General features: G+C 38.7%; 13 protein-coding genes. 5 read left to right on the top strand and 8 right to left on the bottom strand.

All coding sequences use genetic code 11. The features are described from left to right. Positions 1–15 precede the first annotated feature (15 nt). Together katG and LGQ02_RS02140 are read right to left on the bottom strand one after the other, a co-directional pair. Positions 16–2,232, bottom strand: coding sequence for a catalase/peroxidase HPI (gene katG / locus LGQ02_RS02145; protein WP_226516615.1), 2,217 nt, complete (start codon positions 2,230–2,232; stop codon positions 16–18). 240 nt (positions 2,233–2,472) lie between these two features. Beyond that, entirely contained in the window at positions 2,473–3,090 is a 618-nt protein-coding gene (locus LGQ02_RS02140) for an NUDIX hydrolase (protein ID WP_226516614.1), read from the bottom strand. Positions 3,091–3,781: 691 nt separating this feature from the next. Between LGQ02_RS02140 and LGQ02_RS02135 the strand changes: the two genes are divergently transcribed. Both LGQ02_RS02135 and LGQ02_RS02130 read left to right on the top strand, forming a co-directional pair. Next, positions 3,782–4,240 carry a metal-dependent hydrolase gene (locus LGQ02_RS02135; RefSeq protein WP_226516613.1) on the top strand — a complete coding sequence of 153 codons (459 nt, stop codon included), beginning with the start codon at positions 3,782–3,784 and terminating at the stop codon, positions 4,238–4,240. 494 nt (positions 4,241–4,734) lie between these two features. Then, positions 4,735–5,667, top strand: coding sequence for a PD-(D/E)XK nuclease family protein (locus LGQ02_RS02130; RefSeq protein ID WP_226516612.1), 933 nt, complete (start codon positions 4,735–4,737; stop codon positions 5,665–5,667). A 49-nt stretch (positions 5,668–5,716) separates the two neighbouring features. Here LGQ02_RS02130 and msrA read toward each other — a convergent pair whose 3' ends face one another. Next, entirely contained in the window at positions 5,717–6,247 is a 531-nt protein-coding gene (gene msrA, locus LGQ02_RS02125) for a peptide-methionine (S)-S-oxide reductase MsrA (RefSeq protein WP_226516611.1), read from the bottom strand. Positions 6,248–6,373: 126 nt separating this feature from the next. On the opposite strand from msrA, the gene LGQ02_RS02120 reads away from it, so the two are divergent. Then, a complete protein-coding gene (locus LGQ02_RS02120) occupies positions 6,374–7,159 on the top strand; it encodes a CPBP family intramembrane glutamic endopeptidase (protein WP_226516610.1) in 786 nt (261 codons plus the stop codon). 617 nt (positions 7,160–7,776) lie between these two features. Further along, positions 7,777–8,235: a hypothetical protein gene (locus tag LGQ02_RS02115; RefSeq protein WP_226516609.1), complete on the top strand. Its 459-nt coding sequence runs from the start codon at positions 7,777–7,779 to the stop codon at positions 8,233–8,235. A gap of 1,199 nt (positions 8,236–9,434) precedes the next feature. Here LGQ02_RS02115 and LGQ02_RS02110 read toward each other — a convergent pair. The 3 genes from LGQ02_RS02110 to LGQ02_RS02100 all read right to left on the bottom strand — a co-directional run bounded on the left by LGQ02_RS02110 (position 9,435) and on the right by LGQ02_RS02100 (position 12,131). Then, positions 9,435–10,685 carry an ABC transporter permease gene (locus LGQ02_RS02110; protein WP_226516608.1) on the bottom strand — a complete coding sequence of 417 codons (1,251 nt, stop codon included), beginning with the start codon at positions 10,683–10,685 and terminating at the stop codon, positions 9,435–9,437. Then, the gene (locus LGQ02_RS02105) at positions 10,678–11,598 is read right to left on the bottom strand and encodes an ABC transporter ATP-binding protein (protein WP_226516607.1); all 921 of its coding nucleotides are present in this window, start codon (positions 11,596–11,598) and stop codon (positions 10,678–10,680) included. The genes LGQ02_RS02110 and LGQ02_RS02105 overlap by 8 nt, the downstream gene beginning before the upstream one ends. A gap of 254 nt (positions 11,599–11,852) precedes the next feature. Further along, positions 11,853–12,131: a hypothetical protein gene (locus LGQ02_RS02100; RefSeq protein ID WP_226516606.1), complete on the bottom strand. Its 279-nt coding sequence runs from the start codon at positions 12,129–12,131 to the stop codon at positions 11,853–11,855. 167 nt (positions 12,132–12,298) lie between these two features. Here LGQ02_RS02100 and LGQ02_RS02095 point away from each other — a divergent pair, with 167 nt between their 5' ends. Continuing rightward, entirely contained in the window at positions 12,299–13,672 is a 1,374-nt protein-coding gene (locus LGQ02_RS02095; protein ID WP_226516605.1) for an amino acid permease, read from the top strand. On the opposite strand, the gene LGQ02_RS02090 is transcribed toward LGQ02_RS02095, so the two are convergent. Beyond that, positions 13,653–14,282: a LysE family transporter gene (locus LGQ02_RS02090; RefSeq protein ID WP_226516604.1), complete on the bottom strand. Its 630-nt coding sequence runs from the start codon at positions 14,280–14,282 to the stop codon at positions 13,653–13,655. The genes LGQ02_RS02095 and LGQ02_RS02090 overlap by 20 nt on opposite strands. A 457-nt stretch (positions 14,283–14,739) precedes the next feature. After that, entirely contained in the window at positions 14,740–16,257 is a 1,518-nt protein-coding gene (locus LGQ02_RS02085; RefSeq protein WP_226516603.1) for a M3 family metallopeptidase, read from the bottom strand. Positions 16,258–16,487: the final 230 nt, after the last annotated feature.

Here is a 16,487-nt window from a genome sequence, read left to right as displayed (position 1 = left end):
GGTTTTCCCACAATTTTACTTACTTGTTATTTGTGCTTTCTTAAGGTCTTGCCCCGTAAGATCGAAACGATCTGCATTCATTACTTTGACCCAAGCATCAACAAAGTCACGGACAAATTTCTCCTTATTATCATCTTGAGCATAAACTTCTGCTAAGGCACGTAAAACGGAATTTGAACCAAATACTAGGTCGACTCTCGTTGCTGTACGTACGACTTCACCTGTATTACGATCTCTTCCTACATATTCGTTATCTTCTACAGGCTTCCACTCCACTCCCATGTCCAGCAAGTTAACAAAAAAGTCGTTCGTGAGTGTGCCGACACGATCAGTGAATACACCGTGTTGTGTACCACCGTAGTTTGTACCTAGTACTCGCATACCGCCAATAAGTGCCGTCATTTGTGGTGCAGTTAGGTTCAACAGTTGTGCCTTATCTAACAAGAGCTCTTCTGGACTTACACTATACTTTTTCTTTTGATAGTTGCGGAACCCATCAGCGACGGGTTCTAGTACTTCAAAGTTTTCTACATCGGTTTGGTCTTCGGTTGCATCGCCACGTCCTGGAGCAAACGGAACGGTTACATCAACACCTGCATCTTGTGCCGCTTTTTCGATTGCAGCACTACCTCCGAGTACAATCAAATCAGCAAGGCTGACTTTCTTATCTAGGTCCTCTTGAATACCTTCTAGAACATTAAGTACTTTCGCTAGTTGTTCCGGCTGATTCACTTCCCAATCCTTCTGTGGAGCTAGTCGGATGCGTGCACCGTTAGCCCCACCACGATGATCTGAGCCACGGTAAGTACTCGCTGCAGCCCAAGCAGTTGTTACTAACTCGCTCACAGTAAGCCCTGAGTTTAGAAGCTTTGTTTTAAGCTCTGCCACTTCTGCATCTGTTAATTCATAATCAACAGAAGGTACAGGATCTTGCCAAATAAAATCTTCTTCTGGAACTTCCGGGCCTAAATACCTTTCTTTAGGTCCCATATCACGGTGTAAGAGTTTGAACCAAGCACGAGCAAATACATCAGCAAACTCATCTGGATTCTCATGGAAACGACGAGAAATCTTTTCGTATTCCGGATCATGACGCAATGCCATATCAGCTGTCGTCATCATCGTTGGAACTTTCTTCGATGAATCTTCAGCATCTGGTGCTAAGTCCTTTTCATCGGGATCAACAATTTGCCACTGCCATGCACCTGCTGGACTCTTTGTAAGCCACCATTCATATCCAAATAATAAGTTGAAATAGCCATTATCCCACTGTGTTGGATTAGCCGTCCACGCACCTTCAATACCACTAGTTATGGCGTCTCGACCTTTCCCGCTACCATGTGTGCTTTGCCATCCTAACCCTTGTTCTTCAATAGATGCAGCCTCTGGCTCTGGGCCAACATGAGCAGCATCTCCAGCACCATGTGCTTTACCAAACGTGTGACCCCCAGCTATTAGCGCAACCGTTTCTTCATCATTCATCCCCATACGTGAAAACGTTTCACGTATGTCGTGAGCACTTTTATGTGGGTCTGGCTTACCGTTTGGCCCTTCTGGATTCACGTAGATAAGCCCCATTTGAACAGCAGCAAGCGGGTTCTCAAGCTCACGATCACCTGAATATCGGTTATCATCTAGCCATTCTGTTTCCGCACCCCAGTAAGTATCCTCTTCAGGATGCCAAATGTCCGCGCGCCCTGCTCCAAAACCGATCGTCTTACCACCCATTGATTCAATCGCAACATTACCTGCTAGAACAAGCAAATCTGCCCAAGAGATCTTGTTGCCATATTTTTGCTTAATCGGCCATAGTAGCCTGCGGGCTTTATCAAGGTTCCCATTGTCAGGCCAGCTGTTAAGAGGGGCAAAACGCTGGTTACCAGCTCCACCACCGCCTCGGCCGTCTCCCATACGATAAGTACCAGCAGCATGCCATGACATACGGATAAATAACGGACCATAATGTCCATAGTCGGCAGGCCACCAATCTTGACTGTCTGTCATTAGATCATGAAGATCTTTTTTCAAAGCATCATAGTCTAGCTTCTTAAATTCCTCTGTATAATCAAAGTCTTCTCCCATAGGGTTTGTTTTTCTATCATGTTGATTGAGAATGTTCAAGTTCAACGCGTTTGGCCACCAGTCTCGATTTGACGTACCGCTAGAACTGTTACTAGTTACACCACCGTGAAACGGGCACTTTCCAATATTAGCATTGTCTTTAGAATCCATACTTTTTTCTCCTCCCTATTCTTGTTTCTAGGATTTTGATGCATGAATCAAATTAATTACATCCCTTTAAACAACCTACATTATTTATTATAAATATAATCTTCTAATTAGTACAATCAAAAAGCTCAGACAAACATAAACACTATTATCATAGTATTTAACGAAATAAAATAGTATAGTTTATTTTCGACACCATTCTCATTTAAAAACAAATATTATCATTTATCACATGAAGATTACTCAATCTGTAATTGGATGCTTCGTCGTATTTGATAAAAATTGAAACAACAACTCGATCTGTTCCTCGGTGTTCCTTCCTTTTGATAAAGGTGGAAGGTCACCTTCATGAAAAAACTGCACACCAGATGTTTCAACTCCTTCACTTAAGTCTCCGCCCCTCCATTCACACTCCACAAACACTTTGTAATAGTGGAAAAGCTGTTTAGGGTGGTCGTGTTTATTTATATCTAAAATAGCTAACGTTTTCTTCGCCTTTACTTGAAGTCCCGCTTCTTCTAACACTTCTTTTTCTACATTTTCATTTAGTGAGAGCCCTACTTCACAGAAACCACCTGGCAAGGCCCAACAATCATCCATTTTCTCTTTAACTAGTAAAATCTGATGATCGTGAAAAATAACCCCTCGAACGTCGAGTTTTGGTGTCGGATAACCTTCCTCATTTTTATAGATGGAAAAAACCTTATCTGGACTTTCTTCAAAATGGTTCGCCATCATATTTGCAGCCATCTCCATTAATTCACAATAACGTTCTTTATCAAACGGATCCTTCGTAAAAGCAAGTCCCGCTTGAGCAATTGCCTGTATCCTTCTTGCATAATCTATTGTTCCTTGTGTCATATGAGCAACATTCCTCTTTCTATTTGGCTATTGTTTAAAAAATTGCCGCTTTTGATAAAAAAATCATCTTTCGAATCGTTTACAGACGGACGCTTTACCGCTTTCTTTTTATCATAAACAACAATCTATGCGAGAAAAGGGCCTTCTATTTAAATGAAAGTATATGAACGATACCGAACGTGTATTCTTGTACAATTTGCCTTCTGTATGTAAAGATGTTACAATGATCTTTGTGCCATTCGAGCACACTATGGTTTATACCTTTTCTAAAATGTATGTTCATAAAGTTAGAGGTTCGCCACAATTCCCTCATGACTTAAGAACATGTTAATACTGGAATCCTGTCCTACATTTAATCCTTATTTTTTCAGGCGCAACCAAGGAGTTGCAACGATGGAAGAGAGGTAGGGCTTTCGTTATTTAAGTTAAGTGTTTTATTGCTGCCAGACAGTGATCATTACCGCGGCCAAAAGGTAATGAACCATATATATTACAAAAGCGACCCGGCACATGCTGGCGTCGCTTTTTCCAATTTTACAGGGTAATATAAAGATTCTATATCAAAGTTGGAATTTCCTTTATTTGTAATGAACATGCGTTACATAGGCAAAATTGTCGATTGTTCTTCAAACACGTTCCTTGTATGATGGTATTCAGACAAGGATTATTTTATTCGGGAGTTTCAAACATCATGAGATATTACACACATATTACAACATCTCTTTCAATGAGTTTAATTTACGGACAACTAACTGATACAGCGCTCCCAACTTCAGTGTTGGTAGGAGTTGCTGTTGGTTCGGTTCTTCCAGATATTGATGAAACGAAATCTTATATCGGAAGAAGAACCGGGCCCATATCTCGATTTGTAAAAATGTTATTTGGCCATCGCGGCATCACGCATTCCGGCCTCGTTATCGCTTTCGCTATATTCGGTGCCATGAACACCGATATTGATTTCTTATTTGGTCTCTCTTTAGGTGTTATTTTTCATATTGTTGGAGATTTCTTTTCAAAAGGCGGGGTTCCTTTACTCTTACCTCTGACGAAGGACCGATTTAAGTTTCCATTGTATCGAACGGGGAAAACGAGTGAGTTTGTTATTTTTTGTGGATCCGTAGCATTTTTATATTATTTTTTCTTTATGTAGGCGTGAAATTTAGAGCCGTTTTTCATGAAAGTAGATGGTTCGTTTGGGTGTAGAAGCTACCCCAAAACTAATATTTATTTACAATGGAAAATGCCTTTTACTAAGCACTGTGGTGTAAAATTATTTTTTTATGAAGAATCAATTTCATTATTCCGTGTTTTGCGCAATGAAACGAATGATATGATAAATGTTTCATTAAATGTACGTTTTATTTGGAAGTGAACGTAACAAAAGACGGCGACTCCCGGAGGAGCAGTGCAGTCTGAAGATCCACTTAGGCGAAGAGCTGTCGAGCCTAAGTTAGCTGAAGACAAGCCCTCGGGAAAGCGTCCGTCTGAAGTGAAGTTTACGCTCATCATTCGGACATTCGCACCTTATTTTGAGTTATGAAATTGATTCATGAAATCTACTTATTTACATTTTTTGTGCGGCTTTATATTCTTGGTTCCCACTACATTACCTTATTTTCAAGCTATTTAAAAGGAGTTTTCACAATGCAACGCAAACCATATCCTGAGTTTTCCTGGTCTCTTTCACGACATAAATCAATGATCGATTGCGCTCGTAAATACGGACTGTCTTACTATGCATCACATAATGGTTGGTTTCGAGATTCGTCTGAATTTGCAAAAGAAGCTTACCGACTAAAAAAGATCACGAACCTTCCAATCTTGTTTGGACAAGAGGTTCACGATATGATCGAATCAGTCATTAATCACTACCTCGCGACTAGCAACATCCCTGACGAGGACCGTTTAACCACTCACATCCGCAATCAGTTGAATCGCGCTTTTCGCGACTCGGTAAAAGGTTATAACGATTGGTTTCAACGGCCGAATAAGTTTAACATGTTACACGAAATTTATTACGGCGGGAAACTGAGACAAGAGGCAATAGAAAAAATCGAGGAAAGGCTAGATGTTTGTATTACGAACTTCTTAAATAGTGATAGTTTTCGAGATTTAACGGAAAGGCGCTCCGAAATCGAGTTTTTAGAAAGTGAGCAGTTTCGCACGATGGAGATTGAAGGTGTAAAAGTCTTCGTTGTGATCGACGTTCTATATAAAGATTTAATAAACGATAAATGGGTGATCGTCGATTGGAAAACTGGTAAGGAGTCATTAGAAGATCGTCATCAGCTCGCAATCTATGCAATGTACCTCAGCCAGAAATTTGGTGCTCGTCTCGACCAAATTCAACTGCGTAACGAGTATTTGTTAACAGGGGATTGCCGTGTTCACGAACTCAATGAATCTGATTTAATGAATGTATATCACATTATGAAACATAGTTTAGTAGAAATGGGGAAATTCCTCGTCGACGAAGATGAGAACAAACCAGTAGATTTGTCTCTATTCCCAAAAACAGAGTACATCCAAAAATGTGACCGCTGTAACTTCCGTCAAATATGCGAACGTGATGATTAGCAAGTGCCAGGCACCTGGAATTCTTTTCCAGGTGCCTGGCACTTTACTTTTACTTCCAATTTTTTTGGATGAACGTTTCTCTCCCTGATTCAATTTGTTCTTGCTTATATTTTTCTGGATTTTTTTTATAAAATTTCTGATGAGATTCTTCAGCTTCAAAAAATACGGTTGCAGGCAAGACTTCAGTGACGATTGGATCTTTAAAGCGGCCGCTCTCTTCAATTTCTTTGCGCGATTGTTCAGCTTCTACTTTTTGCTGATCATTATGATAGAATATTGCGGTTCTATATTGGCTGCCACGATCAATGAATTGGCCTCCATCGTCTGTCGGATCAATTTGTGGCCAATATAAATCTAACAGCTTTTTATAAGGGAATTGTTCAGGATCAAATGTAATTTGGACCGCTTCGTAATGGCCGGACTCTCCTGTTTTCACTTGTTCGTATGTTGGATCAATCACATGTCCACCTGTATATCCGGAAACAACATCAATAATGCCTGGCAATTCATCGAACGGCTTCACCATACACCAGAAGCATCCGCCAGCAAAAGTTGCTTTTTCGTATATTTGCTCTTTCATATGTTTCCCTCCAAATCACTCGAATCTTTTTTCCATTTATCATAACATAGTAAAAGAGTTATAATATATAGTTAATGACGTAACTCATTAATTCAATCATGAAAATCAAAAGGGAGATTGTTACATATGAAAACACGTAAGCCGTGGCGATCGTTTTTAATCTTTATACTTTTAGGGTTTATAGGCTCTCTCACCCTTTTACCAATGTCTATCGAATTAATTAAAGTTCAATCCGAAGAATTCGGAATCGATTTAGGAATGCCGGCTGAGCAACTTGCTTTGCTGACGCTCGTCAATCCACTCATCCTTATTCTCGTCGCAACCGCTGCCGGACACATCCTTGCAAAAAAAGTCCAATTAACATCATTTATTTATGAAAAAGACCTTTACCAAAAACCATTTTGGTCCTCTTTTAAACCAACGATAAAGTTAGGAATTGTTGCTGGAGTGGCTGTCGGTGTGTTTCTCATCCTGACAGATGCCATTTTAAGTCCTTGGCTCCCTGATGAACTAAGTGCAACAAATGAATTTCCTGGCTTCTTCCATATCTTATCCGGCGTATTATATGGGGGAATCGTTGAAGAAATTATGATGCGCTGGGGAGTCATGACACTTCTCGTTTGGTTAATATGGAGAATTTTCCAGCGTAAAAAAGAGGCACCAACTCCTACGACGTTTTGGGTAGCGATCTTGTTTTCATCATTTGTGTTTGCAGTCGGCCACTACGGTGCTACAGCTGCTACCACGACTGTAACAACAATCGTTTATATACGAATGCTCCTATTAAACGGGGTTGCAGGCGTTGTTTTCAGTTGGCTGTTCTGGAAAAAAGGGTTAGAAACCGCGATGGTCGCTCACATATTCACCCACTTAACGATGGGACTCATTAGTTATTTACTGTTTTTCATTTAAGCCATTCAAAATCACTTGTACTTGGATCACCGACACTGATCCAAGTGTTTTTTATTTTTCATATGAATCAATTTCATAACTCAAAATTTGATGCGAAATTCCGAATGGTGAGTGTGAACTTCACTTCAGACGGACGCTTTCCCGAGGGCTTGCCTTCAGCTAACTTAGGCTCGACAACTCTTCGCCTAAGTGGATCTTCAGACTGCGCTAATCCTCCGGGAGTCGCCGTCTTTAGTTACGTTAATGAAATATTTATAATATCATCCGTTTCATTGCGCAAAAAACGTAATTTTGAAATTGATTCATATAAATACTCACGAGCAGATTCCAATCTAATTACATTTATTACATAATTTGTAATTGTCATTGACATCATAATACATAGTAGAAATTTATTTCATTAGGAGTTAACGATGAGAACAAAACATTCCCTTTTACTCATATCCATTTTACTAATCAATATATTCGGAAAAACATGGCGGGTCTTCCCCCAATATTACAAAGGGTTAGGCTTCATTATTTTTTTGAATTGCTGTTATTATTACCTTTGTAAAAGATACCTTGTTTGGGAGTTGAACCCTGGAGGGTTTAATTGGAGGTTTATAAGAGGGTTACATGTGTTTTTAATCACTCCGTTATTTGTTCTATCATATTTATCTCGAATTCCTGAAACGTTTTTAAAAAAAATCATTCATACGACAAAATGGGTGGCCTATTCCACATTTCTTGAACACATCATTCATGAACAGAAAATGATTCAGTTTAAATATGGGTGGAACGTCTACTGGTCTGGCCTTGTTTATTTTAAAATGTATATTTTCAGCTACTTATATCCGAAAAGACCTTTACTTACTTGGCTTTTATCGATATGCTCGGCAATTTTTTTCATATGGAAATTTAATGTGCCGCTAACAAAAAGACTATTAAAAGGGCCTATTTTTATTTTTGTCCCGACACGCTATAAGTTTCTAACAAATTATAAAATTTTATTTGACTCATTTTGGCACTCTTCTATGACTAAAGTGAAAGCAACGCTAATGTACAACTTGAAATTAGCTCAAAAGCGCCTTACATGATCATAATAGTAACATCTCAGACATTTTTTTGCTTGCAACCACCGCTCAAAAACTCTTCGCAAACGAATACCTATTCATTAAACACTTGGACGAAAAACGAATCCAAGTGTTTTATTTTTACTTCATCCTTGTCCGGAGCTAACACTGTTATCCATATTAACTCTCGCCTGAATCCATGATGAACTAAATAAATATAGGGTGTTTTCTAAGAGATTCTTTGCTTAATTATGATGAAATTTATCTTGGAAGACTCAGGTGAAACTTTATCTACGCATTTGGGATTAGGTTTAATTGGTTTACTTAAATAAAACCGAGAGGAGGCTCGCGGATCGCCCGTGGAAAGCGAGTCGGTGATTGGCATACCAACAACTACGATCGTCGATTCAGGTTACGACTCAATTTCCAATTATTTTACAGAAAACCACATAAAACTGTAAATTAATTGGAAATATATAATAAACGATCATTCAGGAGCTAAAAAAATGAAAACAAAACAAACGCTTTTAATTCTTTTTATTTTCATCCTAAATGTATACTTAAAAACGTGGCGACAATTCCCTAAGTATTACAAAGGATTGGCTTTCATCAGCTTTTTAAATTCTTTATACTATTATCTTTGTAAAAGGTACCTCGTGTGGGAGTTCACTCCAGGCGGCTTTAATTGGAAAGTGTTAAGAGCGATCCATGTATTTATCATCTCACCATTAATAACATTGTTATGTCTCTCTCAATTCCCTAATACGTTGATGAAACAAATTGTCCATACGATAAAGTGCACTGTACTGTTCACTTTCGCCGAACACTTTATTCATAAGCACAAGATGATTCAGTTTAAATATGGCTGGAACTTATATTGGTCTGCGCTTGTTTACATGAAAATGTTTTTATACGGTTACTTATATACGAAAAACCCAAAACTTACTTGGTTCCTTTCAATATGTTCACTCGTGTTTTTCACAATAAAATTTAAAGTCCCTTTGACAAAAAGGCTTCTAAAAGGCCCATTCTTCATGTTTTATGCACCACCTCATAAGGTTTTTTCTGAATATAAAACATGGTTGGAAACCTGTTTTCATTCAGCGTTAGTGAAAAAGCATACCATCATGAAAAGCTACGCCGACAAATTGAGAAGAGTTTTTTAACTTTCACCGAATAAAAAGCCTCCTATCAATATGCGTGATAGGAGGTCCTTATAATCTTTATTGTCTTATCCACTTCCAAATTTCTTTCGGTGTTGCATTTTTTCCGTACATTAAAATCCCCGTTTTAAATACTTTTCCAGCTAATTTCATGAGTAACCAAATACTCAAGAAAAGAATGACTAAAGCGAATATAATTTCCAGCCAAACCCATTCTTGCAAGATGGAAAGGCGGATTAATAGGACACCTGGTGATGTTAATGGAAAGTACGTTCCGATTTGTGCAATGAGGCCATTTGGATCTGATAAAATTGGCCCGATTAAAATAAATGGGAGCCAAGGTAACATAAAGATAATTCCTTGGAAGTTACTCGATGCTGAAATGTCTTCTACTGTTGCACCTATCCCGACAAATAACGAGGCAAACAATAAATAGCCAGCAATAGCAATAACAATTAGTACGACTAGTTCTGGAACAAATAAGTATTGCAGGATTGGTATTTCAGAGAAACGCCATAATATGATCGGGAAGACCATCGCAAACCATACGAGAACTTGAATAAGTCCAAGTGCAAAGTACCCAACAATTTTGCCTTGCATTAATTCCGTTGGAGTTAAAGACGATAACACCATCTCAGCAACCTTCTCTTTTTTCTCTTGAGAAGCACTCTGGAAAATCATCATTCCTGTGATCACTACAGAAAATAAGATGAGACCTGCAAAGGCACCTGGGATTAGTCGCTCTGCTGGATCTTGAGCAAGTAATTCTGTTCCCGATGTTTCTTGTTCTACAGTACCTTCTTCTCCCTCTACTTCTACCGTATCGTAGTCAATTGGCTGTACAACAACTCGAATTTCCTCTTGAGATAACCCAATGCTCGCAAGCTGGTATTGCTTTAATACAGGCTCTAAAACAGACAGATGCATCAAATCGTTCTCCGATACATCACTCGTTTTATAAACCGTTAAGAGCGACTGTATGATTTCATCTTCTGTGAGTGGAACATAAATGGTATTACTTCGCTGTTCCAACTCCTGAATAAATGATTCCTCATCTTCAATCGTACCAGCAAAATCTAAACGCATACTCTCTTGTGAGGTAAGTTGATCCACTTCATTTTCAATCGCCAGTTCATCACTTATATATAATTGAATTTGTGCTGGTTGTTCTGGCCCTCCACCCGAAAAGAGAACCGGCACTGAGAAGAAAAACATAAAAATAAGTGGTGTTAAAAATAATGAAATTAAAAAAGATTTGTTTTTTAAATTACGTTTTATCTCCCACCTAGCTACCTTTAAACTGTTACGCATGGTTAACACCCCTTCCTTCATTTGTCGCTATGTCAACAAAGATTTCATGAAGGGAGATCCGATCGATTGATAACTCTTGAATATCCAGCTCCTCTGGAAGCTCTTTTAACCAACGTGAAACCGCAACGTCACTCGTTAAATAAAGAACTGACGTCTCCCCTTTCTTTTCAACACGTTGAACAGAGCCAATCACTTTAAGCATTCCTTCTTCATTTTTCCCTCGTATCGTGCACTTAAAGTTTGCGTATTCCTCTTTCACATCATCGATTGAGCCATAAATAATTTTTCTACCTTTATGAATCATGAACAGCCTATCACAAAGTTCTTCTACGAGATTCATTTGATGTGAGGACAAAAGAATTGCAGTACCTTTATTTGCAAGCTCTTGAATTTCATCTTTAAAAATTTCTTGACTAACTGGGTCAAGTCCTGAAAATGGTTCATCCAATATTAACAATTCCGGTTCATGAATAATTGATGCTATAAATTGCACTTTTTGCGCCATCCCTTTTGACAACTCTTCAATTGAACTGTTTTCATTCCCTTTCAAATCGAATTTCTCTAAGTATGTTAACGCTCGCTCTTTCGCTTTTTTCAAAGGGTAATCCTTCAATTCAGCAAAATAGAGTAAAACATCCATCACTTTTACGTTTTTATATAGCCCTCGCTCCTCAGGTAAGTAGCCAATTTTATGTCTCGGGATGTCTTTTCCATTATGGTTGTGAAAATTGACTGAGCCTTCATCTGGATACATGATTCCCATGATGTTGCGGATCGTCGTCGACTTCCCTGCTCCATTAGGCCCTAATATGGCCATGATCTCGCCTTTCTTTACTTCAAAAGAAATGTCTTTAATAATTTGCTTATCCTTAAAAGATTTACCTAAATCTTTTATCGTAAGTACTGTTTCCAAACTTTCCACCCTCTTCTCTATGCAATAACTCACATAACTCTATACGATTATCATGAGATTTTGTTTCATAAATAGTCAGCGCATTCCAAATTTCATTTTACACCAACTATTCGCCTAAGTAATGTTTTTTATATGGTCATGAAAAGAGCCAAACCTAGAGAGAGACCTCTAGATTTGGCCGTTAGGACAATATGCATTGTTACTGTTGTTAGTAATTATCAAATTTACCTTGGGATAACTGGCAATAAATCTGTTTATTGTTTCTCTTCTTCAATTTCGATTTTCTTGCCGCCTGCAGATAAAAAAGTGAAAACTTCAATGTCGGGCTTCAATTTTGTTAATCCACGAATATACGGGGTCACTAAGTCTTTGAAATTCTCGGAAATCCCTTCTTCTTGGAGTGTGCCGTACACATACATTTTTTTATCATCCATCAAAAATGCAAGATAGCCAACCGCTTCATTTTTATCTGTCACAATATTTAAAACTTGAGCATCTTCTTTATAAAACTCAGGTGAAAAATAGATCTGCACTGTAACCCCTCCAGTTCCGACACTTGATCTTTTATGTAAATTCCATTCACTCATTAAGATGGCATCGATTTTATAAAAACATACACGAAAAAGCGAAAGGCAGCTCTCCTCTTTTTTTCACATAAACAAATCTTTTTTATCAAACAATAAAAGCGGAGGGAAATGCGATGACAACAAGTTCTGGATCACAACAAGAAAAAAAGCTTGAATGGTGGCAGCTTTCATTATTAGGGGTAGCCTGTACAGTTGGGACAGGCTTTTTTCTAGGATCTAGTATCGCTATTTCAATGGCAGGTCCGTCTGTCATTTTAGCTTACGCTCTCGCTGCGATCGGTACATATTTTGTATATGAGGCACTTGCAAAATTAACAATCGCTGACCCACAAGAAGGGTCGTTTCGTATTTATGCAAAAAAAGCGTACGGACGCTGGGCAGGCTTTAGTTGTGGCTGGGTTTATTGGTTATCAGAGTTATTAATCATGGGTAGTCAGCTCACTGCACTATCGATCTTTACACGTTTCTGGTTTCCTCATATTCCTTTATGGATCTTCGCCTGCGGTTATTCCGTTTTGGCGATTATCGTGATTCTAACTGGTGCAAAAGGTTTTGACAGAGTCGAGAATTTGCTAGCTGTTTTAAAAATTGCTGCCGTTGTCATGTTTATCGTGTTAGCAGGTGTCGCTCTATTTGGTTTTTTCGGTGATGGTGTAGAAACCGCCCCAATCCCGCGCACGATGGGTGGCTTTATGCCTAACGGGATCACTGGCCTTCTACCAGCACTCATTTTCGGTTTTTACGGTTTTGCTGGGATCGAAATTATCGGGCTTCTTGCCATTCGTTTAAAAAACATGGAAGACGCGATGAAAACAGGAAAAGTCATGTTTGCACTGCTAGCTTTTCTTTACATTACTTCCATTTCTCTTGCATTAATTCTAATGAATTGGGATCAATTCACGACAGATAAAAGCCCTTTCGTTTCCGCTCTTCGAGAGTACGCGATCCCTTATATTCCCCACATTTTTAACGGGGTCTTTATCATCGCTGGCTTTTCGACGATGGTTGCTTCTTTATTTGCAATGATTCGAATTCTTGTCAGTTTAGCAAATGACCATGATGCCCCATTCGTATTAGGAAAAATGACGAAAAAAGAGACACCTCTTCCTGCAATTGGTGTAACGGCAGGGGCCATTATTGTCTCCATCGTTTTATCGTTACTTTTGCCTGATCGAATTTATGAATATTTTACGACTGCTGCTGGTTTAATGCTCCTTTACAACTGGTACTTTATTATAGGTTCATCAAACCGGCTTTTAGAAATTACAACAGGTGACAAAGTGAAACGAATAATCGGCTTCATTATCGTTATGACCGCAATTGTCGGTACCGCATTTCACTCAATCAGCCGCCCTGGTTTTTATGTGAGCTTGCTGTTTGTTGTGATCATTGCGCTTATTACATGGATCATGGTTCGCATTTGGAAGAAAAATCAGTCCGGAAAAGATCCCGGGCCTGGATCCATTTTTACGAAAATAAAACAGTAGCCGCTTGAATGCCGAAATAGATCCCAAAAGCAATGAGAGATAGTCCTGATAAAATTGAGATCCCTTTGAGCAGCCTGTCTGTTAAAAATTTACGTAATGTGCTCGCGAACCCGGCCATTGTAAAGTCCCAAATCGTAATGCCTAAAAAGATTGCACCGATATATATGATGACTTGCTCTGTTCCGTACGAAGTCACTGTTTTGGCTAAAACCGACCCAAAAATTCCTAGCCAGAAAAGAATCGTTAACGGATTAAACAATGACATGAAAAAACCTGATAAAAAGGATTTTACTCGTGATTCCCCTGCCGTCCGCGTTTCAGAGTAATTCATTTGGCCTGATCCAGATAGACTTTCAATCCCGGTATAGACGAGAACGAAAAATCCAAACAGCCATAAAAAGGATTGAATAAAGGGTTGTTCAACTAAATGTACGACGCCTAAAAAAACTAAGAGCATGTACATTCCATCAGCAATTGTTGCTCCTAAACCGACAAGCCAAGCGTGAAAAAAACCATTTTTTATACCGCGATCCAACTGGGCCGCATTAATCGGTCCAATTGGTGCTGCAAGTGAAAGTCCTAATAACACATATGTGAAGAAAACCGTCATCAAACCAACCTCCATGAATTGCAATAACAGTACAAGCACGCTGCTTGTACATTGTATTCGTGGAGAGTTGAAGTTACGACACGAAGTTTTCGGCAAAAATAGCGGTTCGGGGAGGTTTGGTAGGCAGGTCGAGTGCGTGGTGTTGGTACAGCTCTGTGGCGCGGGAGCGTGTGTATTTTTATACATATACCGGTCTTTTATATTCGTTTTATCGCTCGTTTATACACGAATTGAGTCCACCACGATTGACTCCGGGTCAGTTGAGTCAGACTCAATTTTGTAGGACTCAGAAATCGAGAATAGCATAGAAAATGTCAGAATAATCAAGGTCAGACAACCGATCCAACAAATGGACTTCTTCTTCCAGGTCCATATTCTATTTATAATAAATACTGACTTTGTATATGTATAAAAAATGACAATAAGCTAAAACCGCTCATTGTCCAAATAGCACCATTTATTTTTTATCCAACATAAACTTTAATGAAAAATCTTCCCCACTAATTCGCTTAAACAATTCGTTGTATTTATACGTCCCTGAAGGTTTGATTACTTCATTCAATAGAAACTCTCCGAATTGTTCTGGCTTATCGAGAATTTCCGTATCATATTTTTCCTTAAACACTTGTTCGAGCATCGCACAAGTGACATCCCCCATAAAGTAATTGTGCAAATAAATCGGATGAGTCGTAAAGTGAATCATGTATGCCCAAGGCGGTGCTTCACCAAACGGCTCCTCACCAAGAACCTCTTTATGATTTTTCCAATAAACATCATAAATGTCCTCTAATGAATTCAGTTCATTTTTATAAAGGGCGTGGTCAAAAAAGATTCTGCCGATGCTTCTTAGTGAGTTTAGCTTCTGGTATTCTTTGAGCCTTGTAAATTCTTGTTCCACCTTATCTGTATCTGTAAAGAATTTGTTGTAGAAGGCTGGGCTGTACAAAAATCCTTGGAAAAGGTTAGCGATTCCTTCACTAATGATTCCGCTGACCCCTTTGTTCAAAATAATTTCTTCAGGATCAAGCAAGAAGGAGTGCACACCGTGACCTGTTTCATGCAGCAGCACACCGTATTCGAAATATTTATTTTTCACATTGGCAAGGATTCTTGAATCTTTCCCTGTCTCAACGGGGAAGTTATAACCCCACTCAGACTTGTTTGCTCTTGGAAAAATGTCGTACGTAATGTTCATTTTTGTAAGATCAATACCGAACATTTGGAACAGATCTTTAATATTTGTATAATACTCTGACATATCGACGTCCTGATTTAAAGAAGGAGCGATTTGTGATTGAATGTACTGCTCATCCCACGGCATAATCTCGTCGTCGTTTAAAAATTCTTGCGCATACTTTTTTCTCCCTTCTTTCATCTCTGGGAGAATATCGTGAAGTTCTGCTAGCCAGCTATCAAAGATCGTTGTATCAAGCTCATTTGCCTCAAGCTTGTACGTAACATAGTTCTCTGCACCATATAGCTTCGCATATTCTTTTCGTAAATTAATCAGTTCAATAAACCCGTTATCAACCATCAGTTGATTAATTTGATTTCTTGCAAAAAAAGCTTCCTTTCTTCTTTCACGGTTACTGTCCATACTTAATACTTGAGCTAACTCAACAGCTGACACTTCTTTTCCGTCAAGCTTGTAACGGAACGTGTTGAGAATCTTTGAAAGTTCATTTACTTTCTTTTGAATCTTCACATTTAGCTCATTTAGTTCATCCGACAAGTGGTATGGCTTGAACGAGCGATGTAAAATTTCGACCTTTCTTTGTTCAAGAGGGGACAGATCTTGCTCGAGATACTCTTCTATCGTTTCGAAGTTCTCTTTGTCTTTTAACACATCCATCATTTTTAAGTATTCATCTTGTACACCAAAATCATAGCCCGTTGTAAACAGTGTCCAATTTAACTTACTATATTGGACTTGATGATTATGTAATTCTTCTGCGATAGTTGTTAGTTTTTTCATAGTTTTCTGACACACACCTCCATTAGTAAAGACCATGTTTTTCGCCAACAAAGGCGAAAACCTAGGTCTTTTCTTATACTTTCATTCTTAGTTAAATTTGAAGATTTGAAAGTGAAAAAATAACTACATAAATTGTAACACACCAAGAAGAGCACTTCGACATAAATTTAGACACACGAAACAATTCAAAATAACCAATTCATCCCAGGTGCCTGGCACTTGGAAGTACT

Origin of the sequence: Bacillus shivajii (assembly GCF_020519665.1) — a bacterium.
GTDB classification, from domain to species: Bacteria; Bacillota; Bacilli; order Bacillales; family Salisediminibacteriaceae; genus Bacillus_CA; species Bacillus_CA shivajii.
This window is presented reverse-complemented; position numbering and strand designations above follow the sequence as displayed.